This window comes from Streptosporangium pseudovulgare (assembly GCF_014648055.1).
Classification (GTDB): Bacteria; Actinomycetota; Actinomycetes; order Streptosporangiales; family Streptosporangiaceae; genus Streptosporangium; species Streptosporangium pseudovulgare.
Genome location: NZ_BMQJ01000009.1, coordinates 204,074 through 230,339 on the forward strand (window position 1 = coordinate 204,074; position 26,266 = coordinate 230,339).

Genomic DNA, 26,266 nt, shown 5'->3' on the forward strand with positions numbered 1-26,266 from the left:
CGTGCGGTTCACCGCCGGATTCCGGGAGCGACACCGGATTCCGGCGGGGGTGCTCCGGATCGACCGGCCGTTCCGCGGCGGAGCGCTCACGGCCTCACGGGGTGAGGGCGTCCCGCCGTACGGGCTCTCCGGCGTGCTCCGGGAGATCTCCGGCGTGCTCCAGGAAGGCTCGGACCTCCTCGGCCTCCGGAACGCGGAGCTCGTCGTAGAGGCCGAGAGCCAGCCGGCCGTGCTCACGGGCCCGCACCGGGTGCCCGAGCGCGAGGTGGGCGCGTGCCAGGCCGTCGTGGGCGCGCGCCTGCTCCGGACGGTTGCGCGTCAGGTGGGCGAGCGCGAGCGCGGCCGTGTGCTCCTCGACCGCCCGGGCCGGGTCGCCCGCCGCCTCGGCGAGCCCGTTGAGCGCGGCCGCCTCGCCGGCGGTGTCGCCGAGTCCGCGGTAGAGGGCCGCGGCCTGCTCGTGGCGGGTGCGCGCCAGGCCGGGCTCGTCCTGGTGCCGGAGGACGACGCCGAGGTGGTCGAGGGTCATCGCCTCCCCTGCCGGGTTGCCGACCTTGCGGTGGAGCGCCAGCGCCAGGTCGAGATGGCGCCGGGCCTCCTCCGGACGGCCGGCCCGGTCGAGAACGAGGGCGAGGATGCCGAGCACGTGGGCCTCGCCCCAGGTGTCGGCGCCGATCCGGGTGAGGTCGAGCGCCTGCCTGAGGTGCCGCTCCGCCTGAGCGTCCTGCCGCCGCCGCAGGGCCACGTTGCCCAGCGTGAGCAGCGCCCGGGCCCGTTCGGCGGTCTCCTCGCACGCGTCGAGGGCCTGGTGCGCGTACTCCTCCGCCCGCTCGTACTCGCCGAGCCGCCAGTGGGTCCACGCCAGGTCGGTGAGCGCTCGCGCCTCGAACTCGCGGCGGCCGAGCCTGCGGCTGCGCCGGAGTGACAGGGTGTGCAGGGTGAGCGCGTCGTCGTGGTGCGCCTGCCGGTCAAGGTAGGGGCGCATCGCCAGGGCCAGCATGCCCAGGCAGATCTCGGGTCCGTGGACGGCGGTCGCGATGATGTTGGAACGCTCGGCGTCGAGCCAGGCGATCGCCTCCGCGGCGTCGCGGACGGGCGCGATCGGGGTGGCCGGCCGGGGGATGCCCTCCCGCTCGCCGAGGCTGTCGGGGAAGAGCCGGTCCATCGCCGCGCGGGAGCGGTGCAGGTAGTAGGTGAGCAGCCGCAGGACGGCGCCGTCGTCCTCGGCGATCGAGCGCGCGTGCTCACGGAGCAGGTCGTGGAAGGTGTACCGGCCCGGTTCGAGCTGCAGGAGCATGTGGGCGTCGAGGAGACCTTCGAGGAGTTCCTCCGCCTCGTCCTCCGGGATCCCCGCCAGCGCGGCCGCGCCGAGGGCGTCGATGTCGCGGCCGGGCACCAGCCCGAGCAGGCGGAACATGCGCCGCTCGGCCTCGTCCAGTTGCTCGTAGGAGAGGGTGAAGGCCGCCGACACCCCGTCCAGGAGCCGGCGGTGCTCCTGCAGCCGGCCCGCCAGGTAGGACACGGTCCAGCGCGGGCGGTGCTGGAGGCGGGCGGCCGAGATCCGGAGGGCGAGCGGGAGGCGCCCGCACAGCCGCAGCACCTCGCGTACGGCGTCCGGCTCGTGGCGGGCGCGTTCGCCCACGATCCGCTCGAACAGCCCGGCGGCGTCCTCCTCGCCCAGCACGTCCACCGAGAGCGCCTGGGCGCCGTCCAGGTCGACGAGCCGCCGCCTGCTGGTGACCAGGACGAGGGTGTCGGAGTGTCCCGGCAGCAGGGGGCGCACGTGCTCGGCGTCGAAGGCGTTGTCCAGTACGGCGAGCACCCGGCGGCCGGTCAGCTCGGCGCGCCAGAGGGCGCCCCGCTCGGCCGGCGTGACCGGGATGCGGTCGGCGGGCACCCCGAGCTGGCGGAGGAGGGCCTCCAGCGCGGCGGCGGCGTCGAGCGGCTCCCGGCCCGCGGTGTGGGCATGCAGGTCGATGAAGAGCCGGCCGTCCGGATAGCGGGCGGCCAGCCGGTGGGCCGCGTGGACGGCGAGCGTGGTCTTGCCGATCCCGGCCATGCCGTCGATCGTGACGACCGCCGGCCCCGGCCGTTCGCCCACGAGCCGTTCCAGCTCGGCGGCCCGCCCGGAGAAGTCGGGAATGTCGTAGGGCAGGAAGGTGGAGCGGCGCGGCGGCCCTGGGACGGCCGGAGCCGCGCCGGCCGGCCGCAGGGCCGGGTCGTCCGCCAGGACCGCCCGCTCCAGCTCGGTGAAGGCGTGCCCGGGGTCGAGGCCCTGCTCGTCCGCGAGGGCCGTACGGTAGGAGCGCGCCGCGGCGAGGGCGTCGGCCTGCCGTCCCGCCCGGTGCAGGGCCAGGACGAGGTGACCGTTGAGCTTCTCGCGGAGCGGGTCGGCGGCCACCTGGGCGGCGAGCTCATCGAGCAGTTCGCCGTGCCGCCCGGCGGCGAGCTCGCCCTCCACCAGGCGTTCGTAGGCCGAAAGGCGCCGGTCGTTCCAGAGCTCCCGGGCGCCGCCCGCGTAGTGCGCGTGCACGTCCTCCAGCGCCTCGCCGCTCCACAGGTCCAGGGCCTCGCGCAGCGCGCCGGCGGCCACCAGCTCGGTGAACTCCCGCGCGTCGACCTGTCCGGGCTCCGGCCGCACGACGTAGCCGCCGGCACGCGTCTCAAGCAGATCCGCGGCTCCCGCGCCGCGCAGCGCCCTGCGGATCGCGGTGATCGAGGCGTGGATCTGCGACCGGGCGGTGTCGGGCCGGTCGTGGCCCCACATCGCGTCGATCAGCCGCTCGATGCCGATCACCCGGCCGGCGTTGAGCAGGAGGTAGGCCAGCACCGCGCGGTGACGCGGGGCGATGCCGGTCAGGGGCTCACCGTCGAGGATCACCTGGACGGGGCCGAGAAGAGTGAACCGCAGCATCGTCCCCCCATGATCACCGCATCGTGCGCGCATCGCGAATGTATCAACCCGGGCAGACAAGCTGATCTCACACCAACCGAGACGGTCTCCCACAAAGGAGACGGTCTCCCGCGAACAGAGGCGAGTTCCCGCGAACCGCGGATCTCACCTGAACCAAGACGGAGGAAACACGATGGAAGCCCGGATGAAGAACCCCGCCACGATCATCCCCGCCGCGATGAAGCCGATCATGGAACTGATGCAGGCCGCCCAGTCGCAGGGGCTCCCGCAGGAGCTCATGGAGATGATCCACCTGCGGGTCAGCCAGGTCAACGGCTGCAGCTTCTGCGTCGACGCCGGTCACAAGAACCTGCGCAAGCTCGGTGCGAGCGACGAGCGCGTCAGCCTGGTGTCCGCCTGGCGCGAGGCCCCGTACTACACCGACGCCGAGCGGGCCGCGCTGGAGCTGGCGGAGGCGTCGACCCGGCTGGCCGACCGCGCCGACGGTGTCCCCGACGACGTCTGGAACAGGGCCGCCGACCACTTCGACGAGCGGCAGCTCGCCTCGATCCTGCTGATGACCGCCGTCACCAACCTCTTCAACCGCCTGAACGCCCCGATCCGGCAGGTCGCCGGCAGCTGGTGAACCCCGGCCCCGCGCACGGGAGACACCGGCCCACGGAGAGCCGGGGCCGCCTGCCCGCCCCGGCCCCCGCGCACGGGAGACACCGGCACCGCCTCCTCCACGGCGCCGCGGTGAGCGGCCCCGGCCCCCGCCCCCGCCCCCGCCCCCGCCCCCGCCCGGGAAACACCGACACCGGCGGATCCTCTCCGCCGAACCACCCCTCACGTAAAGGAGACACCGGCATGTCCGCCGTCCGCTCGCACCGCTACTCCGTCGCCGACACCGACCTGGAGGAGTTCCTGGCCCGCCGGAACTCGCTGATCGCGACCATCCGGGAGGGGCATCCCGGGCTCGTCCGTACCGTGCTGGTCCGGCTTGAGGACGGCACCTACACCGACACCTGGCACTGGGAGACCGCCGAGCAGCTGGGCGCCGCGCTCGCCGCGCTGCCCACCTTCCCGGAGGCGCCGCTGACCATGGCCCTCACCGGGGACGCCACCGCCCTGAACGGCCGGGTCGTCGACGAGCGCTGACGCCGCACGGCCCTTGCCGGGCCTTCGCCGTCCGGTGCCGGGACACCGCTCACGCGGCCGTCCCGGCGCCCGGGCCGCCGCTGGGATCCGGCCGTTCATCCGGCGCGAATCGCCTTGGTTCCGAGAGAGGAAGCACCGGCCGTACGGCCCCGGGACTCAGGGTCGCGTCAGGAAGTCCGCGAGGGCGCCGCGGTTGCGTTGAAGGCCCTCGATGCGCTCGTCCATGGCCGCCAGTTCCCCGTTCAGGACGTCCCACAGCTCCGCGCACCAGTCGAAGTCCGGGCGATCGCCCCGCGCGCACGGCAGCACGACACGGATCACCTCGGTGGTCAGGCCGGCCCTCAGCAGGGCGCGGATCTGCCGCACCGTGACCACGGAGTCCTCGTCGTAGTGGCGGTAGCCGTTCGGCCCGCGCCCGGCCTCGATCAGTCCCTGCGTCTCGTAGTAGCGCAGCAACCGGGTGCTCACCCCGGTACGCCGGGACAGCTCCCCGATCAGCATGCGGCCCGCCTCCGAAGTTGACCTTCACATTGATGCGAAGCCCTAACGTCGTCTCACGGACGGGCATTCCAGACGGACCGTCCACGACCCATTTCGTTTCGCACTGCTGGAGCGTCGCATGTCGTCTTTCGTTGTCCACCGTGACGGCCGTACGGCGAGCGCCGGGGACCTGGCGCCGCTGGCCTTCGCGGGCTACGCCCACTTCACCGCCATGCAGGCGCGCGGCGGCCGGGTACGGGGCCTCGACCTGCACCTGGAGCGGCTGCGCTCCGCCTCGATGACGCTGTTCGGCCGGGCGCTGCCCGACGATCAGGTACGGGCGTGCCTGCGAGCGGCGCTGCAGGCAGGCCCGGCCGACCTTTCGCTGACGGCCACGGTGTACTCCCCCGCGGGCGAGTTCACCGCGTCAGGGGCCGATGCGCGGCTCGAACTGCTGGTGCGCACCGGCCCCGCCGCGTCCGGCCCCCGGGGCCCGCTCGCGCTGGCGGCGGTCGAGCACGAACGCTTCCTCCCCACCGTGAAGCACGTCGGCGAGGCGGCCAAGACGTATCTCCTCCGCCAGGCCGTCGAGCAGGGCTTCGACGACGCGGCCTTCCTCGACCGCCGGGGCCGGCTCAGCGAGGCGACGATCTGGAACCTGGCCTTCTGGGACGGCACCGCGGTGGTGTGGCCCGAAGCCGGGATACTGACCGGGGTCACGATGGGCATCGTCCGCCGGCGACTGGACCACCTCGGCGTGCCCCAGCGCGTCCGGGAGGTAACGCCCGCCGACCTGCCGGCGCTGGCGGGGGCCGTGGTCATGAACTCGTGGACTCCGGGGGTGGCGGTGCGCAGGATCGGCTCCGTACCCCTGTCCGAGGCGCCGTCCTTCGTGGAACTGCTGCACCGGGCCTACGAGGCCGAACCGCTCGTCTCACCGTGAGGCACGGACGCGTCGCACCACTCCCCTTCCAGCTGGGGCACCGCCGTCTTTTCGGCGATCGCGGCCACTTCGACCGGATGAGCAGATCATCGCCCTTCCCGCTGAAGCAGTCGCGGCGTTCCACGAGGTGACCGTGTTCCTTCACGTCGCACCGCGGAACGGCAACCCCTTCTGGCATCGCTTCGGTATTCGTGAGCCCGAACCTCGCCTCGCGAGATCAGCTCGCCTCCCGCAGCGGCTGGAACTGAACGCTCAGCCGCATCTCCAGAGCTTCCGCGAGCCGTTCCAGCATGGGGATGGTCGGCATCGTCCCGCCCGCCTCGAACCGCGCCACCGCCAGCTGCTTCAACCCGGTGCGCTCGGCCAGCTCGGCCTGGGTCAGCCCGAGTTGTTCACGCCGCCGTCGTACCGTCTCGCCCAGCTCGAACCGGATCCTGGCCGCCTCGTAGGCCGCTCCCGCGCCGGGGCGGCTCATGATCTCGGCTTTCTTGTCAGCCCACGTCCTGCGTTCCCCCATGCCGCTCACTCCTCATCCGCGGTGTGGGCCTCGGCGACACACCGCCGCATGGCCCGCCAGGCACGCTCGACCTCAGCGGACTCGCGCATCCGCTGCTTACGGAACACCGTCAGCAGGATGATCCGCCTGCCCGGGGCGATCCAGTAGGTGATCCGTACCGCTTCCCGATGAAGATGGAACCGCAACTCACGGAGCTTGCCGCGGAGTTGACGAGTGTAGGGCTCGCGGTTCGCCGCCGTCGATTCGTGCTTCCGCGCCACCGCCACGATGGCGCTGGATCATGGTCAGACCTTCTCGATCCGCACTCGCGGGTGCCCGGCGGTGAGCAGTTCGATGTCCTCCACGTCGGAGGTCAGGATCGTCACCCGGCCCGGATGCTGCAGTGCGGTCGCGCACAGCATGGCGTCGATGGCGTACTTGTGGCCGTGCAATCCCGCGGTGCGTAGCAGGGTGGTGGCGGAGTACGCGACCGCCTGGGTGACCGGCTCCACACGCAACCGGGACAGCGTCCACTTCAGCGCGGCATCACTGATCTTCGGGTGGATCGCCTCGACGAGCACCGCGGCCGAGGTGACGACCGGCAGGTCCGCGTCACGAGCCGCCGTCAGCCACTCGTGAATCTCCCGGTCGCGTTGTACGGCCTTCGCCAGGCCCTCGCTGTCCAGGACCAGGACACCGCTCACGCGGCCGCCCCGGCGTCCGAGGTGCCACCGGTGAGCCGGATGCGTTTGGCCGTCACCGCCTCCGGATCGGCCGGGCCGTGCGTCCGGTCGAAATCAGCGATCAGTTCGTCCAGGTTGTCCCGCTCGATCTGCCGCTGAGCCGCCTTCTCCAGGTACGCCGAGACACCCCGCTTGCCGACCCGGTCACGGATCGCCTGCAGGGTGCCGGCGGTCAAGGTGACGGAGATCCCGTTGGTGGGACCGTCACCGGGAGGAAACTCCACATCGTCAGCCATGACTCCAAGTATGGCATTGGAAATGCTATAGAGCGGGATGCGGCGGGCGGTTTTCATGCAGGTGATGGGCCGGTCTCGATGCGTATCGAAGGCGCAAGAGTTCTGAGACTCAGGAGTCTCGGGCCGGTGATTCGTCCGGTTCGTTGAGGCGGCTGATCCGGGCGCGGAGCGCGTCGCCGTCGCCGGGGGCCAGTTCGGCGACGAGGTCGAGGGCGCGCCGCAGGGTTTCTCCGCCCTCGCTCAGCCGTCCGGCGGCCAGCGCTGAGGTAGATGAGGCAGGGTGCCTGCCCGGCGGGGTCGCCGAGCCCGCCGAACAGGTCGAGCGCCTCCCGCAGGTGGGACGCGCTCGCGTCGTCCTGGCCCAGCCGGATGAGGGCCTGGGCGAGCCCGACGCGGGCGTGGGCCTGCGCGGCCGGGTCGTCCAGCCGGGCCGCCGCCTCCAGCGCGATGTGGTGCATGGTCGCCTGTCGGCGTGGTCGTCTGGTTCTGCCTTCTGCTGCTGCCGGTCTCCGCGGGACGGTTCGCCAGCCGGTCCCGGCGGCGGAGCCGATCTCCGCGGGACGGCTCCACCGCCGGGACCGGCCGGTCCGGTACCTCCTCCAGCCGGGGCGGGGAGGTACCGGACCGGCTACGGAAGGCTCCGCGCCGGCGGGCTCGCGGGGAAGTCACGCAGGGGGCGGACCGGGCCGAGCAGCAGGACGGTGAGGGAGAGGAGCTGGACGGCCGCCATCAGCCACATGGTCCCGCGGACGCCGGCCACCTCGCCCAGCACGCCGCCGAGCAGCCCGCCGAGGGGGATCGCGCCGTAGTTCAGCGCCGAGGTGCTCGCGGTGATCCGCCCGAACAGTTCGGCCGGGCAGTACCGCTGGCGGAAGGTGCCGGTCAGGATGTTCGAGGCGACGATGCCCGCGCCCGCGCCGAAACCGGCGGCGGTGAAGAACGCCAGGCCCGTGCCGCCGCTGCCGGCAGGCCCGAGCAGCAGCATCGGCGCGGCGAACGCCTCGCACAGCAGGAACCCCCGCGCCGTCCCGAACCGCGCGGCGATCCGGCCGGCCAGCGCCGCCCCCAGCAGGCCGCCCGCGCCGGCCAGGGCCAGCACCACGCCCACCTGCCCGGGCTGGGCGCCGAGGTTCCGGGTGAGGAACACGACCTGGATCGACTGGTAGCCCATCAGCGCGATGTTGGACAGCGCGCTGAAGACGGTGAGCGTGCGCAGGTACGGGTCGCCCACGACGAACCGCAGCCCGTCGCGGATCTCCGAGCGCAACCGCCGCCTCGCCGTACCACGCCGGGGCGCCCTGTTCCCCTTGCCACCCCGGCGCGCCTCGCTCGCCGCACCGTTCCGGCGCGCCTCGTTCACCCCGTCATCCGGGCGCGCCTCGTTCGCCGTACCGTCCCGGCGCGTCTCGCGCGTGCGGATGGAGCGCAGGCACAGTACGGCGACGCCGAAGCTGACCGCGTCGGCCAGCACGCCGCTGACCGCGCCGAAGCCCTGCGCGAGCAGCCCCGCCAGTCCCGGGCCGGCGACCTGCGCGGCCGACTCGCTGCCCTGGAGCCTGGTGTTGGCCGCGAGCAGCCGCTCGTCTCCGACCAGGGCGGGGAGGTAGGCGCGGTAGGCGAGGTTGAAGAACACCTTCGCCACCCCGCCCGCCGTGGCCGCCGCGAGCAGGTGCGCCATCGTGAGCGCACCGGACCACGCCGCGACCGGCACGCTCGCGAACACCGCCATCGAGACGGTGTTGCACGCCAGCATCACCGGCCGTTTCGGCAGCCGGTCCACCCACGCGCCGGCGGGCAGCCCGACCAGCAGCCACGGCAGCCAGGCGGCCGCGGTCAGCAGCCCGACAGAGAGGGTTCCGGCGCCCAGGGTGACCACGGCGACCAGTGGAAGCGCCACGCCGGCGACGGCGCTGCCGAGCATGCTCGTCGTCTCGCCGATCCACAGCAGCCGGAAGTCGCGCGTCCTCAGCGGCCCGCCCTGTACGGCCGGTGTGGCGGCCGCCGCGGTCACGGCTGTCCGGGAACGGCGCGGACGGACAGGAAGACGAGCTCGCGCTCCTGCCCATCGTCGGGAACCTCCCGGTCCGCCAGCGAGGACAGCAGGGCGAAGATCTTCCCCTCCAGCTCGGCGAGCTCGGCGACCGACAGCCTCGCCCAGTGGTCGGTGGTGAACGCGGCCCGCCGCCACGGCTCGGGGTAGTCGTCACGCGCGGCGAACCACTGCCGGACGAGGGCGGCCTGCCGCTCCAGGACCAGGGATTCGGCCGCCTCCGCCACGGGGTCGTCGGGGAAGTCCGACGGAGACCAGTTGAGGACGCCCGGCGACCTGCGCCACCAGCGTTCCCGGCGGTCGCGGGCGAGCTCGGGGACCTCCTCCACGAGCTCGCTCGCGGCGAGGACCTTCAGGTGGTGGCTGATGTTGCCGACGGCCTGCCCGGTCTTCCCGGCGAGCACGGACGCCGTGGAGGGGCCGTCCACCCGCAGGATGTCCAGCAGGCGCCGGCGCAGCGGGTGGGACATCGCGGCCAGCACCTTCGAGTCGCGCACCTCGCGCACCTCACGTACCTGGTCCGTCACGCGGGCTTCCGGCGTCTCGTCCGCCTCGCCGCCCGTCTGATGATCGCGCATCACCTCACCCTAGATACACAACAGCTCTTGTGCAATGACTCTTGTGCATTCACCTCGGCACCGGACGGCCGGCGGTTTCCGCGCCGGGCGGTCAGCGTGGCGCGGCGTGAAGCTCCAGGGCGCGGGAGACGACCGTCTCGGCGGGCCTGCCGAGCACCCGCTCCAGGTCGGGGGTCTGCCGCTCCAGCAGGCCCGCGCGCACCTGGGCGTTGATCCAGCTCATGGCGCCCGGACCGGCGTCCGGCACCTCCCGGTACGGCACCCCCAGCGCCGCGGCCACCTCCGGGTGGCTCCACAGCGGACCGGTGAAGTCGTACGCCCGGCCCAGGTGCCCCTCACCCGTCAGCACGTTCGCGGCGGCCTCGGCCAGGTCCGACCGGAACGCGGTGTTCAGGCCGCGCCCCCCGGTGCTCGCGGTCAGCTCCCCGCCGGAGACCCGCGGGACGAACGGGTCGCCGTAGAAGGGATGCCGCAGGATCGTGTACGGCAGGCCGCTGTCGAGGACGGCCCGCTCGGTGGCGTGGTACGCCTCGGTCAGGCCGGTGGCGGCGGTGTCGGCCCCCAGGAAGCTAGTGAAGACGACGGCGCCGACGCCGGCGTCCTTCGCGGCGGCCACGGCGGCCAGGTGCTGCCCGATCCTGCGGGCGGTGTCGAGCTCCGGGGACGAGATCAGCAGCAGCCGGTCGGCCCCGTCGAAGGCTTCACGCAGGCTCGCCGGGTCGTCGTAGTCGCCGCGCCGTACCGGGACGCCCTCCGGGGCCCGCCCGGGGTCGCGCACCACGGCGACCACCTCCGCCCGGGTGCGCAGGTGAGCGATGACGAGGCGGCCGAGCGCGCCGGAGGCGGCCGAGACTGCGATCAACGGAGGACTCCACTCTGTGTGCGGTGGCCCTCAGTGAATTCCCGGCGGGCGGCGCGGCGCCACCGGTTTTCCGGCCGGTGGGAACCGCGGTCGGCGAGACCTGGGTGGCGGGCGCCCTCGCGTCCCGCAGGGAACGGTGGACGTGACCGGCCCGCCGATACGGAGATCACCGGAAGGCGGCGGCGTGGCGGCGTGCCCAGTCGGCGAAGCTCCCCGGCGCGCGGCCGAGGACCCGCTCGACATCGGGGCTGACGCGCTGCTCGGCGGGGGTGGGCTCACCGAGGATGGCCAGGGTGGTCTCGACCACGGGCTCGGGCATGAACCGCAGCATCTCCGCGCGGGCCTCGTCGCGGGTCTGCTCGACGAACCGGACGGGTTCGCCGAGCGCGTCACCGATCGCCTGGACCCGCTGCCGGGGTGTGGTGAGGGCGGGCCCGGTCAGTTCGTAGACCTGCCCGGCGTGGCCGTCCTCGTACAGCGCCGCGGCGGCGACGCCGGCGATGTCGGCAGGGTCGACGGTCGGCAGGCCGATGTCACCGAAGGGCGCGGCGACGGTCCGCCGGGTGCGGACCGATTCCGACCAGGCGTAGGCGTTGGAGTGGAAACCGCCGGGCCGCAGGATGGTCCAGTCCATACCCGACCGCCGGACGGCGTCCTCGATGGACCGTCCCACGATCCCGTGGGAGGCCGAGTCCGGTCGGGTCGCGACCCCCTGGGAGGACAGCACCACGACCCGTCCGACTCCGCCGGCCCTGGCCGCGTCGAGGATGTCCTGCGGCCTCAGCAGGTGCGCGCTGGTGGCGGTGTCGTGCAGGAACAGCGCGTCGGCGCCGTCCAGCACCGGCCGGAGGCCCTCCGGGGTGGTGAGATCGGCCCGGTGGTGCCGGACCCCCTGCGGCACGTCCGCGTCCGAGATCCGCCGGGACGTCGCCGTCACCTGCCGCCCCGCGTCCGCGAGTATCCGTACGAGCGATCGGCCGACGTTGCCCGTCGCGCCCGTCACCACGATCATGAACAGCTCCCTCATAACGTGACCCTGGTCCTCCACGTCCGAACGGACGGGGACCTCACCGGGGCGGTGACTCCGCCGCGGCTCAGGCGACGCTAACACCGTCGGTATAGTAGGTACCTAGAGGAAAGTGACTATCTCAGAGGGAGACCGCATGGGCGGCGACATGTCCTGGCCGACGGACGCGTCGGCCGACCCGGGGAACGCCTGCCCGATCGCCCCGGTCGTGGACATCGTGTTCAGCAGGTGGACCACGCCGATCCTGTGGACGCTCAACGCGTACGGCCGCCAGCGGTTCGTCGAGCTGCAACGACGGATCACCACGATCACCCCGAAGGTGCTGACCCAGCGGCTGCGTCAGCTCGAACGCGACGGCCTGATCGTGCGCACCTATCACCCGGAGGTCCCCCCTCGGGTGGAGTACGAGATCAGTGAGCTCGGCCGCAGCCTCGCCCCGCTGTTCGCCCATCTCGCCGAGTGGGCCGCCGTCAATCTCGGCAAGGTCGAACAGGCCCGGCACGACTACGACGCATCGCCGACCGCGTAGCGCTCCGGCCCGGCCGCCTCGGGCGGGCGGACCGCCCGACGGCTCAGGGGAGTCGCCAGGCGAGGAGTCCCTCGGGCGCGTCGGCCGGGGTGAAGCCCGCCCCGGTCAGCTCCTTCTCGATCACTTCCCGCGAGGGGCGGTAGGCGTGGCCGACGATCTCCTCCTCCTCGACCACCCTGTCGCCCTCGGTGATCCGGTAGAGGTACCGGGCCTTGCACGCCTCCTTCCCGTCCGACTCGATGATCTCCGACAGGACCGCGTAGGTGTGCCGGCCCACCCGGCGCGAGTCCAGCTCCCGCATCGGACCCGGCGCCGGCGGGCCGCCGGCGCGCCAGGTGAAGACCAGCAGGCCGCCGGGTTCCAGGTGGGCGGCCAGCACCGGCCAGAGCCGCGCGCGGTAGTCCGGCTCCAGGGCGTACATCACGTTGATCATCACCATGGCCTCGACCGGCTCGGCCAGGTCCAGGCCCAGCGCGTCGCAGGGCAGCACGGTCACCCGCTCCAGCAGTTCCGGGCGCGCGGTCAGCCGGGACAGCAGCACCCCGCGCATGCCGGCCGAGGGCTCCAGCGCGAAGATCTCGGCCGGGGTCCAGTCGGCCAGCGACGTGGTGATCAGGCCGGTCCCCGCGCCGATCTCCAGGACGCTCCGCCGTACCCCGGCCAGGAGCGGGGGCAGCGTCCGGCGGATCTCCGGCACGTGCGCGTTCTCGTGGAGGAGGTCGTAGAAGGGGAGGGCGATGAAGTCGGTCATGGCGGGCAACGCTATCCCGGACGGGCCGCCGAGCGGGACGAATCCCCTATCTGCGGCGGAACGTCCTCACCGGTCACCTCGACCGCGACCCCGGCGACCTTGGCGTCGCCGTCCTTGCCAGGATGGGCGTGGATCGCGCACCGGCCGTCGCGCTGGAGGTCACGGGCCTTGACCGCGTCCAGCGCAGACATGGGACGGCGGCCCCCGGGGCATGATCCGGATCATGGACGTCGAGATCGAGATCCTCCGTGAGGCGAGCGACGAGGTCGTGGCCGCGCTCGGCCTGCTCCTGCCTCAGCTGTCGGCGACGGCGGGGGCCCCGGGCCGCGAGGCCGTGGCCCGGCTGCTGGCCTTCGAGGCGAACACGGTGCTGGCGGCACGTCTCCAGGGACGGATCGTGGGCACGCTGACCCTGGTCGCCTTCCCCCTGCCGTCCGGGCTCCGCGCGCGCATCGAGGACGTCGTGGTGGACCAGGCCGCGCGCGGGCGGGGCGTGGCGGCGGCGCTGACGGACACGGCCCTGGAACTGGCGAGGCGGATGGGCGCCCGCACGGTCGATCTGACGTCCCGGCCGTCGCGGGAGGCGGCGAACCGGCTGTACGAGCGCGCCGGGTTCCGGCGCCGGGACTCGTCGGTCTACCGGTTCGAACTGGACCCCGCCGGACCGTGAACGGCGGGATCCGTCCCGCCGTCGCCGCCGGAACCGTGAACGGCGGGATCCGTCCCGCCGCCGTCGCCGGAACCGTGAACGACGGAGTCCGCCCCGCCGCCGTCCGGGGCGGGACGGGTCCGTGAGCGGAAGGTGCGCCGGTAGGTGTCCGGCGGCACGCCGACCGTGCGGTTGAAGTGCCGGCGCAGCGTCGTGGCGGTGCCCATGCCGGTGGCCGCCGCGATGGTGTCGACGCCGTCGTCGGTGGTCTCCAGCAACTCCTGGGCGTGACGGATCCGCTGGGTCAGCAGCCACTGCAGCGGGGTGGTGCCGGTCACCGACCTGAAGTGGCGGTTCAGGTTGCGCGAGCTCATCCGCGCCCGGCGGGCCAGGTCCTCCACGGTCAGCGGGCGGTCCAGTCGTTCGATCACCCAGGGGAACAGTTCGGCGAGCGGGTGGTTGTCCGGGGCGGGCACCGGGGTGGTGACGAACTGGGCCTGGCCGCCGTCCCGGTGCGGCGGCACGACCAGGCGGCGGGCGACCGTGTTGGCGACCGAGGAGCCGTGGTCGAGGCGGACGAGGTGCAGGCACAGGTCCATGGCCGCGGCCTTGCCGGCCGAGGTGAGCACGCTGCCGTTGTCCACGTACAGGACGTCCGGATCCACCTCCACCCGGGGGTGGCGGGCGGCCAGGTCTTCGGTGTGCGCCCAGTGCGTGGTCGCGCGCCTGCCGTCCAGCAGGCCGGCGGCGGCCAGCACGAACGCGCCCGTGCAGAGGGAGGCCACGCGTGCGCCCGCCTCGTGGGCCTCACGCACCGCGTCGACCAGGTCCGCGGGCGGATCGACGTCGACGTCGGCCCAGCCCGGGACGATCACGGTGTCGGCGTGCCGGAGCCGGTCGAGGCCGTGGTCGGGCTCCAGCCGGAACCGGCCGACCTGTACGGCGACCGGCCCGCAGACGGTGACGTCGTACCAGGGGACCGTCACGCCGGCCGGGACGGCGGCGAAGACCTCGTACGCCAGGGACAGCTCGAAGTGCAGCATGCCGTCGGTGGCGGCCAGCGCGACAGTGTTCATGTCCGGAATTGTACGGGCAATGGCGTTCCGGACACTCACGGCGGGTTGCCCGCCGCCGCCAGGATGGTCACCACGGATCGCGGCAGACCATTCGAGTGCGAGGAGATAAGTCATGGCATCGGGGACATCTGAGGCGTCGGGTCTCAAGGTGGCGGTGTTCGGCGCGTACGGGCACACCGGGCGCTTCGTCGCGGCGCAGCTGCGGGAGCGCGGGTTCGTCCCGGTCCTGTCCGGCCGTGACGCCGGCAAGCTGGAGACGATGGCGTCCGAGTCGGGGCTGGAGGCCCGCCCGGCGTCGGTCGACGACCCGGCCTCGCTCGACCGCGCGCTGGCCGGCACGGCGGCCGTGATCAACTGTGCCGGGCCCTTCGCCTCGACGGCCGCCCCCGTGATCGAGGCGGCGCTGCGCGCCGGGATCCCGTACGTGGACGTGGCGGCCGAGATCGAGGCCAACGCCGACACCTTCGCGCACTTCGCGGACCGCGCCCGCGCCGCGGGGGTGGCGGTCGTCCCCGCGATGGCCTTCTACGGCGGCCTCGGCGACCTGCTGGCCACCGCCGCGATGGGCGACTGGAGCACGGCCGACGAGGCGCACGTCGCGTACGGGCTGAGCAGCTGGCACCCCACCGCCGGGACCCGCGCCTCGGGCGTGGTCTCCGGGGAGCGGCGGGCCGGCCGGCGCGTCCGTCACACGAACGGCCGGCTGGAGTACCACAACGACGACCTGCCGACCCTGGAGTGGCCCTTCCCCGACCCGATGGGGCCCCGGGCCGTCATCGGGGAGTTCACGATGGCCGACGTCGTCACCATTCCCAGCCACCTGCCCATCCCCGAGGTGCGCACCTACATGGCGGTCGAGGCCGCCAGGGACCTGTCGAACCCGGACACGCCGGCGCCGGCCCCGGTCGACGAACACGGGCGGTCCGCGCAGACCTTCCTCGTCGACGTCGTCGTACGCTCCGGCGACGTCGAACGGCGCGCCGTGGCGAGCGGCCAGGACATCTACGCCGTCACCGCGCCGCTCGCGGTGGAGGCGGTCGACCGCGTCCTCACCGGACGGACCAGGACGGCCGGCGTCGCCTCCGCCGGCGAGATCTTCGACGCCGCCGACTTCCTCCGCGCGCTGTCCCCGTACATCTCCTTCGAACTGCGCCCGTGACGGGCGGGCCGCCCGTGCCGCCGCGGTCGCGGCGGCTCCCCACCCGGTGCGGCGGGACGGCCGGCGAGATCCTCCTCGCCGACCGCCACGGGCGTGTCAGAACCCCTGCGCGAGCCGGTAGTAGGCCTGGTTCCAGCGCAGTTCCCTGGCGAACCGCCGGGAGGTGGTCTCGGCGTCGATGACGAGCAGCTCGACGCCGAGCATGTCGGCGAGGTCGGTGAGCTCCTCGGCCCCGACCGCCGCGGACAGCACGGTGTGGTGCGGCGCGCCGGCCGTCAGCCACGACTCGGCGGAGGTCCGCAGGTCGGGCCGCGGCCGCCAGACGGCGCGGGCCACCGGCAGGCGCGGCAGCGGCTCCGGCGGGACGACGACGTCGATCTCGTTGGCCACCAGGCGGAACCGGTCGCCCATGTCGGCCAGGCCGACCACCACGGCCGGTCCGGGCCGGGCGTCGAACACCAGCCGCACCGGGTCCTCCCGGCCGCCGATGCCCAGCGGGTGGATCTCGCACGAGGGCGTGCCCTCGGCGATGCTGGGGCAGACCTCCAGCATGTGCGCGCCGAGGATCAGCTCCTCCCCCGGGGTGAGGTGGTAGGTGTAGTCCTCCATGAAGGAGGTGCCGCCCGGCAGTCCGGCCGACATCGTCTTCAGCGTGCGCAGCAGCACCGACGTCTTCCAGTCGCCCTCGCCGCCGAAGCCGTAGCCGTCGGCCATGAGCCGCTGTACGGCGAGCCCCGGGAGCTGCCGCAGCCCGCCGAGGTCCTCGAAGTTCGTGGTGAACGCCCGGAACCCGCCGGCCTCCAGGAAGGCGCGCAGGCCCAGCTCGATGCGGGCCGCGTAGCGCAGGGAGTCGTGCCGCCCGCCGTCCGCGCGCAGCTCGGGGGCCATCCGGTAGAGGTCCTCGTACTCCTTGACCAGCGCGCCCACGTCGGCGTCCGACGCGGCTTCCACGGCCTCGACCAGGTCGTTGACGCCGTAGGTGTTGACCGACACGCCGAACCGGAGCTGGGCCTCGACCTTGTCGCCCTCGGTCACCGCCACGTCGCGCATGTTGTCGCCGAAACGGGCGAGCCGGAGGGAGGCCAGCTCGGCCCGCCCGGCGGCGGCCCGCGCCCACGCGGCGACGCGCGCCGCCACGGCGGGGTCGCCGACGTGCCCGGCGACGGTCTTGCGCGGCACCCCGAGCCTGGCCTGGATGTGGCCGAACTCCCGGTCGCCGTGCGCGGCCTGGTTGAGGTTCATGAAGTCCATGTCGATGGAGCTCCACGGCAGCTCGACGTTGGCCTGCGTGTGCAGGTGCAGCAGCGGCTTGCGCAGCGCGTCGAGCCCGGCGATCCACATCTTCGCCGGGGAGAACGTGTGCATCCACGCGATCAGGCCGCCGCAGTCGTCGTCGGCGTTCGCCTCCAGGCACACCCGGCGGATGGCCGCCGCGTCGGTGAGCACCGGCCGCCACTCCACCTCGAACGGCAGCGCCTCGCCCAGTCTCCCGGCGATCTGTTGGGACTGCCCGGCCACCTGGCGCAGCGTGTCCTCGCCGTACAGGCCCTGGCTGCCGGTCAGGAACCATAGCTTCACCGGTGACTCCTCTGTCCGTAGACGTTCTGGTAGCGGTCGTACAGGCTGTCGACGTCGTCCGGGGCGATCGGCGCCGGGGCGCCGAGCTGGCGGGCGACGTGCACGGTGCGGGCGACGTCCTCGCACATCACGGCCGCCTTGACGGCCGCCTTCGGCGACTCGCCGATCGTGAAGACCCCGTGGTTGCGCATGAGGACCGCGCGGGAGCGGTGCCCGGTCAGGGTCTCCACGATCCCCCGGCCGATGTCGTCGCCGCCGATCAGCGCGAACGGCCCGACCGGGATCTCTCCGCCGAACTCGTCGGCCATCGCGGTCAGCACGCAGGGGATCGGCTCGCCCCGGGCCGCCCAGGCGGAGGCGTACGTGGAGTGGGTGTGCACCACCCCGTTCACCTCCGGCATGTGCCGGTAGACGTAGGCGTGCGCGGCCGTGTCGCTGGAGGGCGCGAGCGACCCCTCGACGAGGTCGCCGGAAAGGTCGCATACGACGATCGACTCCGGGGTCAGGTCGTCGTACGACACGCCGCTGGGCTTGATGACGAAGAGGTCCGCCCCGGGCACCCGCCCGGAGATGTTGCCCGCGGTCCACGCCACGAGGTCGTAGCGGACCAGCTCGGCGTGGAGGCGGCAGACGCTCTCCCGCAGCTCCTCGATCACACGCTTGTCCCCGTTCACGCGCTCGCCTCGTTCCTGATCGCGCGGAGCCGGTGCAGCATGCCGCCGTCCGCGAAGTGGTCGTGCAGCCGGCGGTACTCGGCGTACAGCCGGTCGTAGGCGTCGGCCCGTTTCTGGTCGGGCAGGTAGGCGCCGGTGACGCGCTTGCCCATCGCCGCCGCGGCCGCCGTGATGTCGGGGTGGGCGCCCGCGGCGACGGCCGCGTGGATCGCCGAGCCGAGGGCCGGCCCCTGCCCGGAACCGATCACCGACAGCGGCCGGCGCAGCACGTCGGCGTAGACCTGCATGAGGAAGGGGTTCTTCAGCAGGCCGCCGGCGACCACGAACTCCTCCACCGGCACGCCGGCGCCCTCGAACGTCTCCACGATCAGGCGGGCGCCGTACGCGGTGGCCTCGATGAGCGCGCGGTAGACGTCCTCGGGCCGGGTGGCGAGCGTCTGCCCGGCGATCACGCCGGACAGGGTGTGGTCGACCAGGATGGAGCGGTTGCCGCCGTGCCAGTCGAGCGCGACCAGCCCGTGCTGCCCGACGTTCTGCTCCGCGGCCAGCTCCGTCAGGTACTCGTGCGGGCCGAGGCCCCGCTCCGCGGCCCGCCCGGCGTACGGCGCGGGCACGCAGTGGTCCACGTACCAGGCGAGGATGTCGCCGACGGCGGACTGGCCCGCCTCGTAGCCCCACAGGCCGGGCACGATGCCGTCGCGCACCACCCCGCACATCCCGGGCACCTCGGCCAGGCGGTCGGAGCACATGACGTGGCAGGTGGAGGTGCCCATGATGGCGACCATCTGGCCGGGCCGCACCGCGTCGGCGGCGGCCGCGGTGACGTGCGCGTCGACGTTTCCGACGGCCACCGCGACGCCCTCGGGCAGGCCCGTCCACCCGGCGGCCCGCGCGGTCAGCCGACCGGCGAGGCCGCCGAGCGGCGCGAGCTCCCGGCCGAGCTTGCCGGTGAAACCGGCGAAGGCGGGGTTGAGCGCGGCCAGGAAGTCCTCGGAGGGGTAGCCGCCGTCCTGGAAGATCCCCTTGTAGCCGGCGGTGCAGACGTTGCGGGTCTCCACACCGGTGAGCTGCCAGACGATCCAGTCGGCGGCCTCGATCCAGCGGTCGGCCAGCGCGTAGGTCTCCGGGTCCTCCTCCAGGACCTGCAGGCCCTTGGCGAACTCCCACTCGGAGGAGATCCTGCCGCCGTACCGGGGCAGCCAGGGCTCACCGCGCCGGGCGGCCAGCGCGTTGATCCGGTCGGCGTGCGGCTGCGCCGCGTGGTGCTTCCACAGCTTGGGCCAGGCGTGCGGCCGGCCGGGCCGCGACTCGCACAGCGGGACGCCGTCCGCCGTGGCGGGCAGCACCGTGCAGGCCGTGAAATCGGTGCCGACGCCGATCACCCGCTCCGGCGGGACTCCCGACGCCGCCAGGGCCTCCGGTACGGCGCGCCGCAGCACGTCGATCCAGTCCTGGGGCGCCTGCAGCGCCCAGTCGGGGCCGAGGCGGACGCCCTCCCCGGGGAGGGCGTCCTCGATCACCCCGTGGGTGTACTCGTGGACCGCGCCGCCCAGCTCCGCGCCGTCGCTCACCCGCACCACCACGGCCCTGCCCGACAGGGTCCCGAAGTCGACGCCGACGACGTAGCGCTCGCCGTTATCGCTCACATGCTCTCCAAACTCGTCACGCGCTCTCCGGACTCGACGGTGGGGACGTCCCGGCGGCTACCGCCTGCGGGCCGTGATCAGGCGCTGCATCAGGATGAAGACGAACAGGAGCAGGCCGATGAGGATCCGCGTCCACCAGGAGTTCAGCGTGCCCTCGAAGCTGATGATCGTCTGGATCAGGCCGAGCACGAGCACGCCCAGCACGGTGCCGAACAGGTAGCCCGAGCCGCCGGTCAGCAGGGTGCCGCCGATCACGACGGCCCCGATCGCGTCGAGTTCCATCCCGACCGCGTGCAGGCCGTACCCGGACAGCATGTAGAACGACAGCACCAGGCCGCCGAGCGCGGAGCAGAAGCCGCTGATCGTGTAGACGGCGATCTTCGTCCGTGCCACCGGGAGGCCCATGAGCAGCGCCGACTGCTCGTTCCCGCCGGTGGCGTACACGTTCCGGCCGAGCCGGGTGTAGTGGAGCGTGTACGCCGCCACGACGACCACGGCGGCGGCGACCACCACGCCGGGCGAGATCCACATGTCCGCGCCGAGGTCGATCCGCGTCTGCGCGAACGCGGTGAACACCGGATCGTCGATGGGGATCGACCGGGTGCCGATCGTGTAGCACAGGCCGCGGGCCAGGAACATCCCGGCCAGCGTCACGATGAACGGCTGGATCTCGAAGTAGTGGATGATCGCGCCCATGCCGAGGCCGAGGACCGCCCCGATGAGCAGCACGAGCACCATCACCGGCCAGGGGGACCAGCCCTGCTTCAGCAGCGTCGCGGCGACCATGGTGGACAGCGCCACCACCGAGCCGACCGACAGGTCGATGCCGCCCGCGAGGATCACGAAGGTCATCCCGACGGCCACGACCAGCAGGAACGCGTTGTCGATGAAGACGTTGAGGATGATCTGCCCGGTGGCGAACCCCTCGTACCGGATGCCCCCTGCGGCGAACATGGCGAGGAACAGCGCGGCCGTGACCAGGACCGGGACGTATCTGCGCGGCACCCGGACCCTGCGGCCCGGGACGGTCGCGACGGTCATGCCGAGACCCTCACCTTCTCTTCCGCCACCGGGGACGCGCCCGCGGGGCGGCGGCGCCGGTGGAAGACCTTCGCGCGGAAGGCCGGGGACTGGACCAGGCAGACGACGGTCACCACGAGCGCCTTGAACAGCAGCGTCGTCTCCGGCGGCACGCCGATCGAGTAGATCGTGGTGGTCAGCGTCTGAATGATGAGCGCGCCCAGCACGGTGCCGCCGAGCGAGAACCGGCCGCCCGACAGCGGGGTGCCGCCGATCACGACGGCCAGGATCGCGTCCAGCTCGATCCACAGCCCGGCGTTGTTGCCGTCGGCGCTGGAGACGTTCGAGCTGATCATGAGCCCGGCGATCCCCGCGCACAGCGCGCAGAACGTGTAGACGGTCAGGATCACCCCGCGCGCGCCGATGCCGGCCAGCCGGCTCGCCTCGGCGTTGCCGCCGACCGACTCGATGAGCAGGCCGAGGGCGAGCCGCCGGGTGAGGAACGCGGTCAGCGCCAGCACCGCGAGCACGATGACGATCCCGAACGGCAGCGTGAGCCAGTAGCCCCCGCCGATCAGCTTGTACGGCGCGCTGTTGACCGTGATGATCTGGCCGTCGGTGATGAGCTGGGCGAGGCCGCGCCCGGCGACCATGAGGATCAGCGTCGCGATGATGGGCTGGACCCCCACGCCCGCGACGAGCAGGCCGTTCCAGGCGCCGAGCGCCACCGACAGCGCGAGGGCGACGCCGGCCGCCGCCAGCACGCCGCCCGCCGAGTTCTGGTCACCGAGGTCGCTGATCCGCAGGCACGCGAGCGCCCCGGAGATCGCCACGACCGAGCCCACCGACAGGTCGATCCCGCGGGTCGCGATGACCAGCGTCATGCCCAGCGCCACGAGGATCAGCGGCGCGCCGAACCTGACGATGTCGATCAGGCTGCCGTAGAGGTGGCCGTCCTTGAGTTCGACCTTGAAGAAGCCGTCGGTGAACACCGGGTTGATCATCAGCAGCGCCACCAGGATCACGGCGGGCCAGAACAGGCGGTGTCCGAGCAGGCGGCGTCCGGGCGAGACGGACGCGGGTACGGAAGCGGGTGCGGGTGCGGGTGCGGTCATGACGCGGCTCCGCTCGCGATCGTCTCCATCAGGGCGCCGGTGGTCAGCCGCTCGTCGTTGTCGATCTCGGCGACGAGACGGCGGTCGCGCAGCACGCCGACCCGGTGGCTGAGCCGCAGGACCTCCTCCAGCTCGGCGGAGATGAACAGCACGGCCATCCCGCCGCCGGACAGCTCGGCCACCAGGCGCTGGATCTCCGCCTTCGCGCCGATGTCGATGCCGCGGGTGGGCTCGTCGAGGATGAGCAGCCGGGGCTCCAGGATGAGCCAGCGGGCCAGCAGCACCTTCTGCTGGTTGCCGCCGCTGAGGTTCCTGACGGGCTGCTCGGGGTCGGCCGGGCGGATGTTCAGCGCGGAGACGTACTTGGCGACCAGCTCGTCCTGTCTGCGCCGAGGGATCGGCCGGGTCCACCCGCGGGCCGCCTGCAGCGCGAGGACGATGTTCTCCCGCACGGTGAGGTCGGGCACGAGCCCCTCCTCCCGCCGGTTCTCGGAGCAGAAGGCGAGGCGGTGGCGGATCGCCGCCCGGGGCGTGCGCAGGCCGACCGGCTCTCCCCCGATCCGCAGCGAGCCCGTTCCCGCGTGGTCGGCGCCGAACAGCAGCCGGGCGATCTCGGTACGGCCCGAGCCGAGCAGCCCGGCCAGGCCGACCACCTCGCCCTCGCGGATGGTCAGCGTGAACGGCTCGATCGCCCTGGACCGGCCCAGCCCGTCCGCCTCCACGAGCGGCGCGCCCTCCCTGGCGGGCGGCCTGTCCTCCAGCCGCTCCAGGTCGGCGAGCTCACGGCCGATCATCTTGGCGACCAGGTCCACCTGGCTCAGCTCGCTCGTGAGGTACTCCCCCACGAGCCGGCCGTTGCGCAGGATCGTCATGCGGTCGGCGATCTCGTAGATCTGGTCGAGGAAGTGCGAGACGAACAGGATCGCGATGCCCTGCTCCTTCAGCCGCCGCATCACCCGGAACAGCTGGGCGACCTCGTCCTTGTCGAGGCTGGAGGTCGGCTCGTCGAGGATGAGGACCCGGGCGTCGACGTCCAGGGCCCGGGCGATGGCCACCATCTGCTGGACGGCCGGCGAGTACGCCGACAGGGGGGCCGACACGTCGATGTGGAGGTCGAGGCGGCCCAGCAGCTCGGCGGCCCGGCGGCGGGCCTCCTTCCAGCGGACGCGGCCGAGGCGACGGGGTTCCCGGCCGATGACGACGTTCTCGGTGACGGAGAGGTTCGGGCAGAGGTTGACCTCCTGGTAGACCGTGCTGATGCCGGCCTGCCGGGCGGCCTGCGGGCCGGGGAAGGCCACCGGGCGGCCCGCCAGCTCGATCTCGCCGGAGTCGATGTCGTACACGCCGGTCAGCACCTTGATCAGCGTGGACTTGCCGGCGCCGTTCTCTCCCATGAGCGCGTGGACCTCGCCGGGCAGCAACCGGAAGTCCACGCCGTCCAGCGCCTTCACGCCGGGGAACTGTTTGCCGATCCCTTTCATCCGCAGGATCGGCGCGGGTGGGGCCATGTGGCGTCTCTCTCCTCGTCGGCTGTCCTCACCGGCTCTCCTCACCGGCCGGCGGGCCGCCCCCGTGGAGCGGGGACGGCCGGTCCGGGGTCAGTACTTGCGACCGGGCAGCGCGTCCTTCGCCTGCTCCTGGGTGAACGTGGTCTCCTCCGTCACGACGCGGTCGGGGACCTGCTCGCCCTTCACGACCTTCTTGGCCAGGTCCATGAGCTGGGGGCCGAGCAGCGGGCTGCACTCGACGATGAAGCTGATCTTGCCGTCGGCCAGCGCCTGCATGCCGTCGTGGACCGCGTCCACCGAGATGATCTTGATGTCCTTGCCGGGCACCTTTCCGGCGCCCTCGATGGCCTCGATCGCGCCGAGCGCCATGTCGTCGTTGTGCGCGTACAGGACGTCGATCTTCGGGTTGGCCTTGAGGAACGCCTCCATGACCTCCTTGCCCTTGGCCCGGGTGAAGTCGCCGGTCTGCGAGGCGACGACCTTGAACCTGGGGTCGGCGGAGACGACCTGCTCGAAGCCCGCCTTGCGGTCGTTGGCCGGGGCGGACCCCGTCGTGCCCTCAAGCTGGACGATGTTCACCTGGTCGGTGCCGTCCTTGTACTGGTCGACCAGCCACTGGCCGGCCTTCTTGCCCTCCTCGACGAAGTCGGAGCCGAGGAAGGTCTTGTAGAGGCTCTTGTCCTGCGAGTCCACGGCCCGGTCGGTCAGGATGACCGGGATCTTGGCATTCCTCGCCTCGTTCAGCACCGTGTCCCAGCCCGACTCGACGACCGGCGAGAACGCGATGACGTCGACCTTCTGCTGGATGTAGGAGCGGATCGCCTTGATCTGGTTCTCCTGCTTCTGCTGGGCGTCGGAGAACTTCAGCTCGACGCCCGCCGACTTGGCGGACTCCTGGACCGACTTGGTGTTGGCCGTGCGCCAGCCGCTCTCCGCGCCGACCTGGGCGAAGCCCATGACGATCTTCCCGTCGGACGAGCCGCCCGAGCCGCCTGAACCACTGCATCCGGCCATGGCCAGTGTCGTGACGCCGACCAGGACCAGCGCCGAGATCCTCTTGAACACGGGGGTTCCTTTCTGGGTGTCAGTGCCGGGACGACGGAGCCCCCCCTTCGCCCGGCCTCGATGCCCGGCGCTCGGCCCCGCCGAATGCTCCTCGCGTTCGGCCTGAGAAGACTGTGAGCGCTAACATTACTTGTCGTCAAGGTGGCCTCCGGTTACGTTCTGGTCACACCGAAATAATCCGTTAACACCCGTTGACGTTCTCTCCGAAGAGTTCTTAAATGGGGTTCGGGTTCTGGATGTTAACGCTCACCAACGGGCCGCACATACGGATCCGAAACGCCGTGCGGCGGCGTCACCGCAGGTGAGAAAGGGAGTCGCGGCCCGGGATTCCAGACCCGGCCGCGCAGGGCCGCGCGATTTCCACGGCGCCGGCAGCCGGGCTCCGCCGCCATCCCGAATTTCGTCGCGCCGATACCGCGTGAATTCCACGCGTCGAAATCCGCCCGTCCACCGGCCGCGACGACCAGGCCGGGCAGTCCGGCGCCGCGCGCGGCAATCGGCCCGGCGCCGCGCGCGGCGACCGGCGCAGCACCGGCCGCGGACCGGCTCAGCCGTCCCGGCGCCGGCCTCCGGCGGAACGCTCGCCGCCGGAGGCCGGTGTGGCGGCGACGGCTACCGGCGCGGGAGCACCGAGCGGACGGCCTCCTCGCTGCGGCCGACGACGGCCGATCCGTCGTCGGCGGTGATGATGGGGCGCTGGATCAGGACCGGGTGGGCGGCCAGCGCCCGGATCCAGCGGTCTCGGTCCGCGGGGGTGCGGGACCAGCCGTCCAGGCCGAGCCCGGCGGCCGCCGGCTCACCCGTCCGGGCGATGTCCCAGGGTTCGAGGCCGAGCCGGGTCAGCACCTCGCGGAGCTCCAGCTCGTTGGGCGGGTCCTCCAGGTAACGGCGGACGGTGTAGTCGGCCTGTTCGGCGTCCAGGACGGACAGCGCGGAACGGCACTTGGAGCAGTCGGGGTTGATCCAGATCTCCATATGGTCTTCCTTCGACGCCTGGGCGGCGGGTACGCGGCTGGAGCCCGGGGAGCCGGGTGTTCCCAGCAGCGTAGAGGTGACCGGCGGGAAGAGGGTCATCCGGCCGCGGTCACGTCATTCCGGCCGCTTCGCCCGTCCCGCCGCGTGCCTGCGGCGCGTGACCGGCGCCGGGACGAGCCGGTCGCGGGACCTGCCCCCGGCGTGGGGACGGCCGTTCTGCGGCGGGCGCGGCACCGGCGCCGACAAGGGGCCTGCCCTCGGCGTGGGAATGGTCGGGGCGTGGCACCGGCGGCCCCGGTGACACGGCCCTGACCGGGGCGAGGGCCCGCGCGCCGGCCGGGACGTCGCCGAGAACGAGCGCCCGCGCCCCGATGACGGCGTCGTCCCCCACGTGCACCGGGCCGAGGACGGTCGCGCCGACGCCCAGCACCACCCGGTCGCCGATCACCGGGTGCCGCCGTTCCCCGCCGGCCCGCCGGTTGTCGCGCCACCACCCGACCGCGCCCAGCGTCACCTGGTGGTAAATGGTCACGTCGTCCCCCACGACGGCGGTCTCCCCGATCACCACCGCCGAGCCGTGGTCGACGAACACCCTGCGCCCGAGCACCGCGCCGGGATGGATCTCCACCCCGGTGAACCCGCGGGCCAGGAGCATCAGCGACCGGGCGACCAGCCGCCGGTCGCGCCGGTACAGCCGGTGGGCGACCCGGTGCAGCCACATGGCCGGCAGCGCCGGGTGCAGCAGCGCCTCCCGCCGGTTGCGGATGGACGGATCCCGCTCGACGATCGTCCGCAGGTCCTCCTCCAGGGTGCGCAGCAGCCCCCGCGGACGGTCTCCGCGCGGCGCCGGCTCGGCGGGGCACCCATGTGCCGGGTGGGGCTGGTACATCACCTCATCGTCGGGGGCGCCGGATCCGGCTCGCTTCTTCACGCGTGCCCGCATCCCGGCCTCCGTTCTTCCCGCGTGCGGACCGCGTGACGGCGCGGTCCCCGCCGGGCCCGCGGCTCCGCGCGCGCCCGGCGGGGCCGGGAGTTACCGTTGATTGCAAAGGCGCACA

General features: G+C 72.9%; 28 protein-coding genes. 6 read left to right on the plus strand and 22 right to left on the minus strand.

Annotated elements, in window-relative coordinates:
* Nucleotides 1–94: 94 nt before the first annotated feature.
* On the minus strand, nt 95–2,911 hold the full coding sequence (locus tag IEZ10_RS19360; protein ID WP_229811415.1) for an AfsR/SARP family transcriptional regulator: 2,817 nt from the start codon (nt 2,909–2,911) through the stop codon (nt 95–97).
* Between the two features lie 172 nt (nt 2,912–3,083).
* Here IEZ10_RS19360 and IEZ10_RS19365 point away from each other — a divergent pair, with 172 nt between their 5' ends.
* Both IEZ10_RS19365 and IEZ10_RS19370 read left to right on the plus strand, forming a co-directional pair.
* Nucleotides 3,084–3,536 (plus strand): carboxymuconolactone decarboxylase family protein, encoded by a 453-nt coding sequence (locus IEZ10_RS19365; RefSeq protein ID WP_189247911.1) that lies wholly within the window; start codon nt 3,084–3,086, stop codon nt 3,534–3,536.
* A 221-nt stretch (nt 3,537–3,757) separates the two neighbouring features.
* Nucleotides 3,758–4,048, plus strand: coding sequence for a hypothetical protein (locus tag IEZ10_RS19370; protein WP_189247912.1), 291 nt, complete (start codon nt 3,758–3,760; stop codon nt 4,046–4,048).
* A gap of 156 nt (nt 4,049–4,204) precedes the next feature.
* On the opposite strand, the gene IEZ10_RS19375 is transcribed toward IEZ10_RS19370, so the two are convergent.
* Nucleotides 4,205–4,549 (minus strand): MerR family transcriptional regulator, encoded by a 345-nt coding sequence (locus IEZ10_RS19375; RefSeq protein ID WP_189247913.1) that lies wholly within the window; start codon nt 4,547–4,549, stop codon nt 4,205–4,207.
* 118 nt (nt 4,550–4,667) lie between these two features.
* On the opposite strand from IEZ10_RS19375, the gene IEZ10_RS19380 reads away from it, so the two are divergent.
* Complete coding sequence (locus IEZ10_RS19380) at nt 4,668–5,471, plus strand: aminotransferase class IV family protein (protein WP_189247914.1); 804 nt, start codon at nt 4,668–4,670, stop codon at nt 5,469–5,471.
* 217 nt (nt 5,472–5,688) lie between these two features.
* On the opposite strand, the gene IEZ10_RS19385 is transcribed toward IEZ10_RS19380, so the two are convergent.
* From IEZ10_RS19385 to IEZ10_RS19420, 8 genes are all read right to left on the minus strand, one after another.
* Nucleotides 5,689–5,988, minus strand: a complete 300-nt coding sequence (locus tag IEZ10_RS19385) for a helix-turn-helix domain-containing protein (RefSeq protein ID WP_189247915.1) — start codon at nt 5,986–5,988, stop codon at nt 5,689–5,691.
* A 5-nt stretch (nt 5,989–5,993) separates the two neighbouring features.
* Entirely contained in the window at nt 5,994–6,254 is a 261-nt protein-coding gene (locus IEZ10_RS19390) for a type II toxin-antitoxin system RelE/ParE family toxin (protein ID WP_308426282.1), read from the minus strand.
* Between the two features lie 18 nt (nt 6,255–6,272).
* Nucleotides 6,273–6,671, minus strand: a complete 399-nt coding sequence (locus IEZ10_RS19395) for a PIN domain-containing protein (protein ID WP_189247917.1) — start codon at nt 6,669–6,671, stop codon at nt 6,273–6,275.
* The gene (locus IEZ10_RS19400; RefSeq protein ID WP_189247918.1) at nt 6,668–6,946 is read right to left on the minus strand and encodes a hypothetical protein; all 279 of its coding nucleotides are present in this window, start codon (nt 6,944–6,946) and stop codon (nt 6,668–6,670) included. The genes IEZ10_RS19395 and IEZ10_RS19400 overlap by 4 nt, the downstream gene beginning before the upstream one ends.
* Before the next feature lie 628 nt (nt 6,947–7,574).
* Nucleotides 7,575–8,957, minus strand: coding sequence for an MFS transporter (locus IEZ10_RS19405; RefSeq protein WP_229811416.1), 1,383 nt, complete (start codon nt 8,955–8,957; stop codon nt 7,575–7,577).
* Entirely contained in the window at nt 8,954–9,574 is a 621-nt protein-coding gene (locus IEZ10_RS19410; protein ID WP_189247919.1) for a winged helix-turn-helix domain-containing protein, read from the minus strand. The genes IEZ10_RS19405 and IEZ10_RS19410 overlap by 4 nt, the downstream gene beginning before the upstream one ends.
* Before the next feature lie 91 nt (nt 9,575–9,665).
* The gene (locus IEZ10_RS19415) at nt 9,666–10,436 is read right to left on the minus strand and encodes an NAD(P)H-binding protein (RefSeq protein ID WP_189247920.1); all 771 of its coding nucleotides are present in this window, start codon (nt 10,434–10,436) and stop codon (nt 9,666–9,668) included.
* 166 nt (nt 10,437–10,602) lie between these two features.
* Nucleotides 10,603–11,463 carry an NAD(P)H-binding protein gene (locus tag IEZ10_RS19420; RefSeq protein ID WP_229811417.1) on the minus strand — a complete coding sequence of 287 codons (861 nt, stop codon included), beginning with the start codon at nt 11,461–11,463 and terminating at the stop codon, nt 10,603–10,605.
* 136 nt (nt 11,464–11,599) lie between these two features.
* On the opposite strand from IEZ10_RS19420, the gene IEZ10_RS19425 reads away from it, so the two are divergent.
* Nucleotides 11,600–11,992: a winged helix-turn-helix transcriptional regulator gene (locus tag IEZ10_RS19425; protein ID WP_189247921.1), complete on the plus strand. Its 393-nt coding sequence runs from the start codon at nt 11,600–11,602 to the stop codon at nt 11,990–11,992.
* A gap of 43 nt (nt 11,993–12,035) precedes the next feature.
* Here the strand turns inward: IEZ10_RS19425 and IEZ10_RS19430 are convergent, their stop codons facing one another.
* Nucleotides 12,036–12,743, minus strand: coding sequence for a class I SAM-dependent methyltransferase (locus tag IEZ10_RS19430; RefSeq protein ID WP_189247922.1), 708 nt, complete (start codon nt 12,741–12,743; stop codon nt 12,036–12,038).
* Nucleotides 12,744–12,754: 11 nt separating this feature from the next.
* The gene (locus IEZ10_RS39050) at nt 12,755–12,934 is read right to left on the minus strand and encodes a hypothetical protein (protein ID WP_229811418.1); all 180 of its coding nucleotides are present in this window, start codon (nt 12,932–12,934) and stop codon (nt 12,755–12,757) included.
* 32 nt (nt 12,935–12,966) lie between these two features.
* On the opposite strand from IEZ10_RS39050, the gene IEZ10_RS19440 reads away from it, so the two are divergent.
* Complete coding sequence (locus IEZ10_RS19440; protein WP_189247923.1) at nt 12,967–13,413, plus strand: GNAT family N-acetyltransferase; 447 nt, start codon at nt 12,967–12,969, stop codon at nt 13,411–13,413.
* On the opposite strand, the gene IEZ10_RS19445 is transcribed toward IEZ10_RS19440, so the two are convergent.
* Nucleotides 13,380–14,468 carry a helix-turn-helix domain-containing protein gene (locus IEZ10_RS19445; RefSeq protein ID WP_189247924.1) on the minus strand — a complete coding sequence of 363 codons (1,089 nt, stop codon included), beginning with the start codon at nt 14,466–14,468 and terminating at the stop codon, nt 13,380–13,382. The two genes, IEZ10_RS19440 and IEZ10_RS19445, sit on opposite strands and share 34 nt — an antisense overlap.
* 112 nt (nt 14,469–14,580) lie before the next feature.
* Between IEZ10_RS19445 and IEZ10_RS19450 the strand changes: the two genes are divergently transcribed.
* On the plus strand, nt 14,581–15,627 hold the full coding sequence (locus tag IEZ10_RS19450) for a saccharopine dehydrogenase family protein (RefSeq protein WP_189247925.1): 1,047 nt from the start codon (nt 14,581–14,583) through the stop codon (nt 15,625–15,627).
* Nucleotides 15,628–15,723: 96 nt separating this feature from the next.
* Here IEZ10_RS19450 and araA read toward each other — a convergent pair whose 3' ends face one another.
* The 9 genes from araA to epsC all read right to left on the minus strand — a co-directional run bounded on the left by araA (nt 15,724) and on the right by epsC (nt 26,151).
* Nucleotides 15,724–17,205: an L-arabinose isomerase gene (araA, locus tag IEZ10_RS19455; RefSeq protein WP_189247926.1), complete on the minus strand. Its 1,482-nt coding sequence runs from the start codon at nt 17,203–17,205 to the stop codon at nt 15,724–15,726.
* Complete coding sequence (locus tag IEZ10_RS19460; protein ID WP_229811419.1) at nt 17,202–17,879, minus strand: L-ribulose-5-phosphate 4-epimerase; 678 nt, start codon at nt 17,877–17,879, stop codon at nt 17,202–17,204. The genes araA and IEZ10_RS19460 overlap by 4 nt, the downstream gene beginning before the upstream one ends.
* Complete coding sequence (gene araB / locus IEZ10_RS19465; RefSeq protein ID WP_189247927.1) at nt 17,876–19,525, minus strand: ribulokinase; 1,650 nt, start codon at nt 19,523–19,525, stop codon at nt 17,876–17,878. The genes IEZ10_RS19460 and araB overlap by 4 nt, the downstream gene beginning before the upstream one ends.
* A gap of 57 nt (nt 19,526–19,582) precedes the next feature.
* Nucleotides 19,583–20,566 (minus strand): galactofuranose ABC transporter, permease protein YjfF, encoded by a 984-nt coding sequence (gene yjfF, locus IEZ10_RS19470; protein ID WP_189247928.1) that lies wholly within the window; start codon nt 20,564–20,566, stop codon nt 19,583–19,585.
* A complete protein-coding gene (locus IEZ10_RS19475; RefSeq protein WP_189247929.1) occupies nt 20,563–21,660 on the minus strand; it encodes an ABC transporter permease in 1,098 nt (365 codons plus the stop codon). The genes yjfF and IEZ10_RS19475 overlap by 4 nt, the downstream gene beginning before the upstream one ends.
* The gene (locus tag IEZ10_RS19480) at nt 21,657–23,168 is read right to left on the minus strand and encodes a sugar ABC transporter ATP-binding protein (RefSeq protein ID WP_189247930.1); all 1,512 of its coding nucleotides are present in this window, start codon (nt 23,166–23,168) and stop codon (nt 21,657–21,659) included. The genes IEZ10_RS19475 and IEZ10_RS19480 overlap by 4 nt, the downstream gene beginning before the upstream one ends.
* A gap of 90 nt (nt 23,169–23,258) precedes the next feature.
* A complete protein-coding gene (locus IEZ10_RS19485) occupies nt 23,259–24,233 on the minus strand; it encodes an ABC transporter substrate-binding protein (RefSeq protein WP_229811420.1) in 975 nt (324 codons plus the stop codon).
* Nucleotides 24,234–24,845: 612 nt separating this feature from the next.
* Nucleotides 24,846–25,208 carry an arsenate reductase family protein gene (locus tag IEZ10_RS19490; RefSeq protein ID WP_189247931.1) on the minus strand — a complete coding sequence of 121 codons (363 nt, stop codon included), beginning with the start codon at nt 25,206–25,208 and terminating at the stop codon, nt 24,846–24,848.
* A 109-nt stretch (nt 25,209–25,317) separates the two neighbouring features.
* On the minus strand, nt 25,318–26,151 hold the full coding sequence (epsC, locus tag IEZ10_RS19495) for a serine O-acetyltransferase EpsC (protein WP_229811421.1): 834 nt from the start codon (nt 26,149–26,151) through the stop codon (nt 25,318–25,320).
* Between the last annotated feature and the right edge of the window lie 115 nt (nt 26,152–26,266).

What these genes read in the sequence shown, in the direction of transcription:
- IEZ10_RS19370 (WP_189247912.1), top strand. Translation starts at nt 3,758, where the DNA reads ATGTCCGCCGTCCGCTCGCACCGCTACTCCGTCGCCGACACCGACCTG.
- IEZ10_RS19425 (WP_189247921.1), top strand. Translation starts at nt 11,600, where the DNA reads ATGGGCGGCGACATGTCCTGGCCGACGGACGCGTCGGCCGACCCGGGG.
- epsC (WP_229811421.1), bottom strand. Translation starts at nt 26,151, where the DNA reads ATGCGGGCACGCGTGAAGAAGCGAGCCGGATCCGGCGCCCCCGACGAT.
- IEZ10_RS19400 (WP_189247918.1), bottom strand. Translation starts at nt 6,946, where the DNA reads ATGGCTGACGATGTGGAGTTTCCTCCCGGTGACGGTCCCACCAACGGG.
- IEZ10_RS19440 (WP_189247923.1), top strand. Translation starts at nt 12,967, where the DNA reads ATGGACGTCGAGATCGAGATCCTCCGTGAGGCGAGCGACGAGGTCGTG.
- IEZ10_RS19430 (WP_189247922.1), bottom strand. Translation starts at nt 12,743, where the DNA reads ATGACCGACTTCATCGCCCTCCCCTTCTACGACCTCCTCCACGAGAAC.
- IEZ10_RS39050 (WP_229811418.1), bottom strand. Translation starts at nt 12,934, where the DNA reads ATGTCTGCGCTGGACGCGGTCAAGGCCCGTGACCTCCAGCGCGACGGC.
- IEZ10_RS19475 (WP_189247929.1), bottom strand. Translation starts at nt 21,660, where the DNA reads ATGACCGCACCCGCACCCGCACCCGCTTCCGTACCCGCGTCCGTCTCG.
- IEZ10_RS19365 (WP_189247911.1), top strand. Translation starts at nt 3,084, where the DNA reads ATGGAAGCCCGGATGAAGAACCCCGCCACGATCATCCCCGCCGCGATG.
- IEZ10_RS19450 (WP_189247925.1), top strand. Translation starts at nt 14,581, where the DNA reads ATGGCATCGGGGACATCTGAGGCGTCGGGTCTCAAGGTGGCGGTGTTC.
- IEZ10_RS19490 (WP_189247931.1), bottom strand. Translation starts at nt 25,208, where the DNA reads ATGGAGATCTGGATCAACCCCGACTGCTCCAAGTGCCGTTCCGCGCTG.
- IEZ10_RS19385 (WP_189247915.1), bottom strand. Translation starts at nt 5,988, where the DNA reads ATGGGGGAACGCAGGACGTGGGCTGACAAGAAAGCCGAGATCATGAGC.
- IEZ10_RS19380 (WP_189247914.1), top strand. Translation starts at nt 4,668, where the DNA reads ATGTCGTCTTTCGTTGTCCACCGTGACGGCCGTACGGCGAGCGCCGGG.
- IEZ10_RS19480 (WP_189247930.1), bottom strand. Translation starts at nt 23,168, where the DNA reads ATGGCCCCACCCGCGCCGATCCTGCGGATGAAAGGGATCGGCAAACAG.
- IEZ10_RS19420 (WP_229811417.1), bottom strand. Translation starts at nt 11,463, where the DNA reads ATGAGGGAGCTGTTCATGATCGTGGTGACGGGCGCGACGGGCAACGTC.
- IEZ10_RS19375 (WP_189247913.1), bottom strand. Translation starts at nt 4,549, where the DNA reads ATGCTGATCGGGGAGCTGTCCCGGCGTACCGGGGTGAGCACCCGGTTG.
- IEZ10_RS19445 (WP_189247924.1), bottom strand. Translation starts at nt 14,468, where the DNA reads ATGAACACTGTCGCGCTGGCCGCCACCGACGGCATGCTGCACTTCGAG.
- yjfF (WP_189247928.1), bottom strand. Translation starts at nt 20,566, where the DNA reads ATGACCGTCGCGACCGTCCCGGGCCGCAGGGTCCGGGTGCCGCGCAGA.
- IEZ10_RS19410 (WP_189247919.1), bottom strand. Translation starts at nt 9,574, where the DNA reads ATGCGCGATCATCAGACGGGCGGCGAGGCGGACGAGACGCCGGAAGCC.
- IEZ10_RS19360 (WP_229811415.1), bottom strand. Translation starts at nt 2,911, where the DNA reads ATGCTGCGGTTCACTCTTCTCGGCCCCGTCCAGGTGATCCTCGACGGT.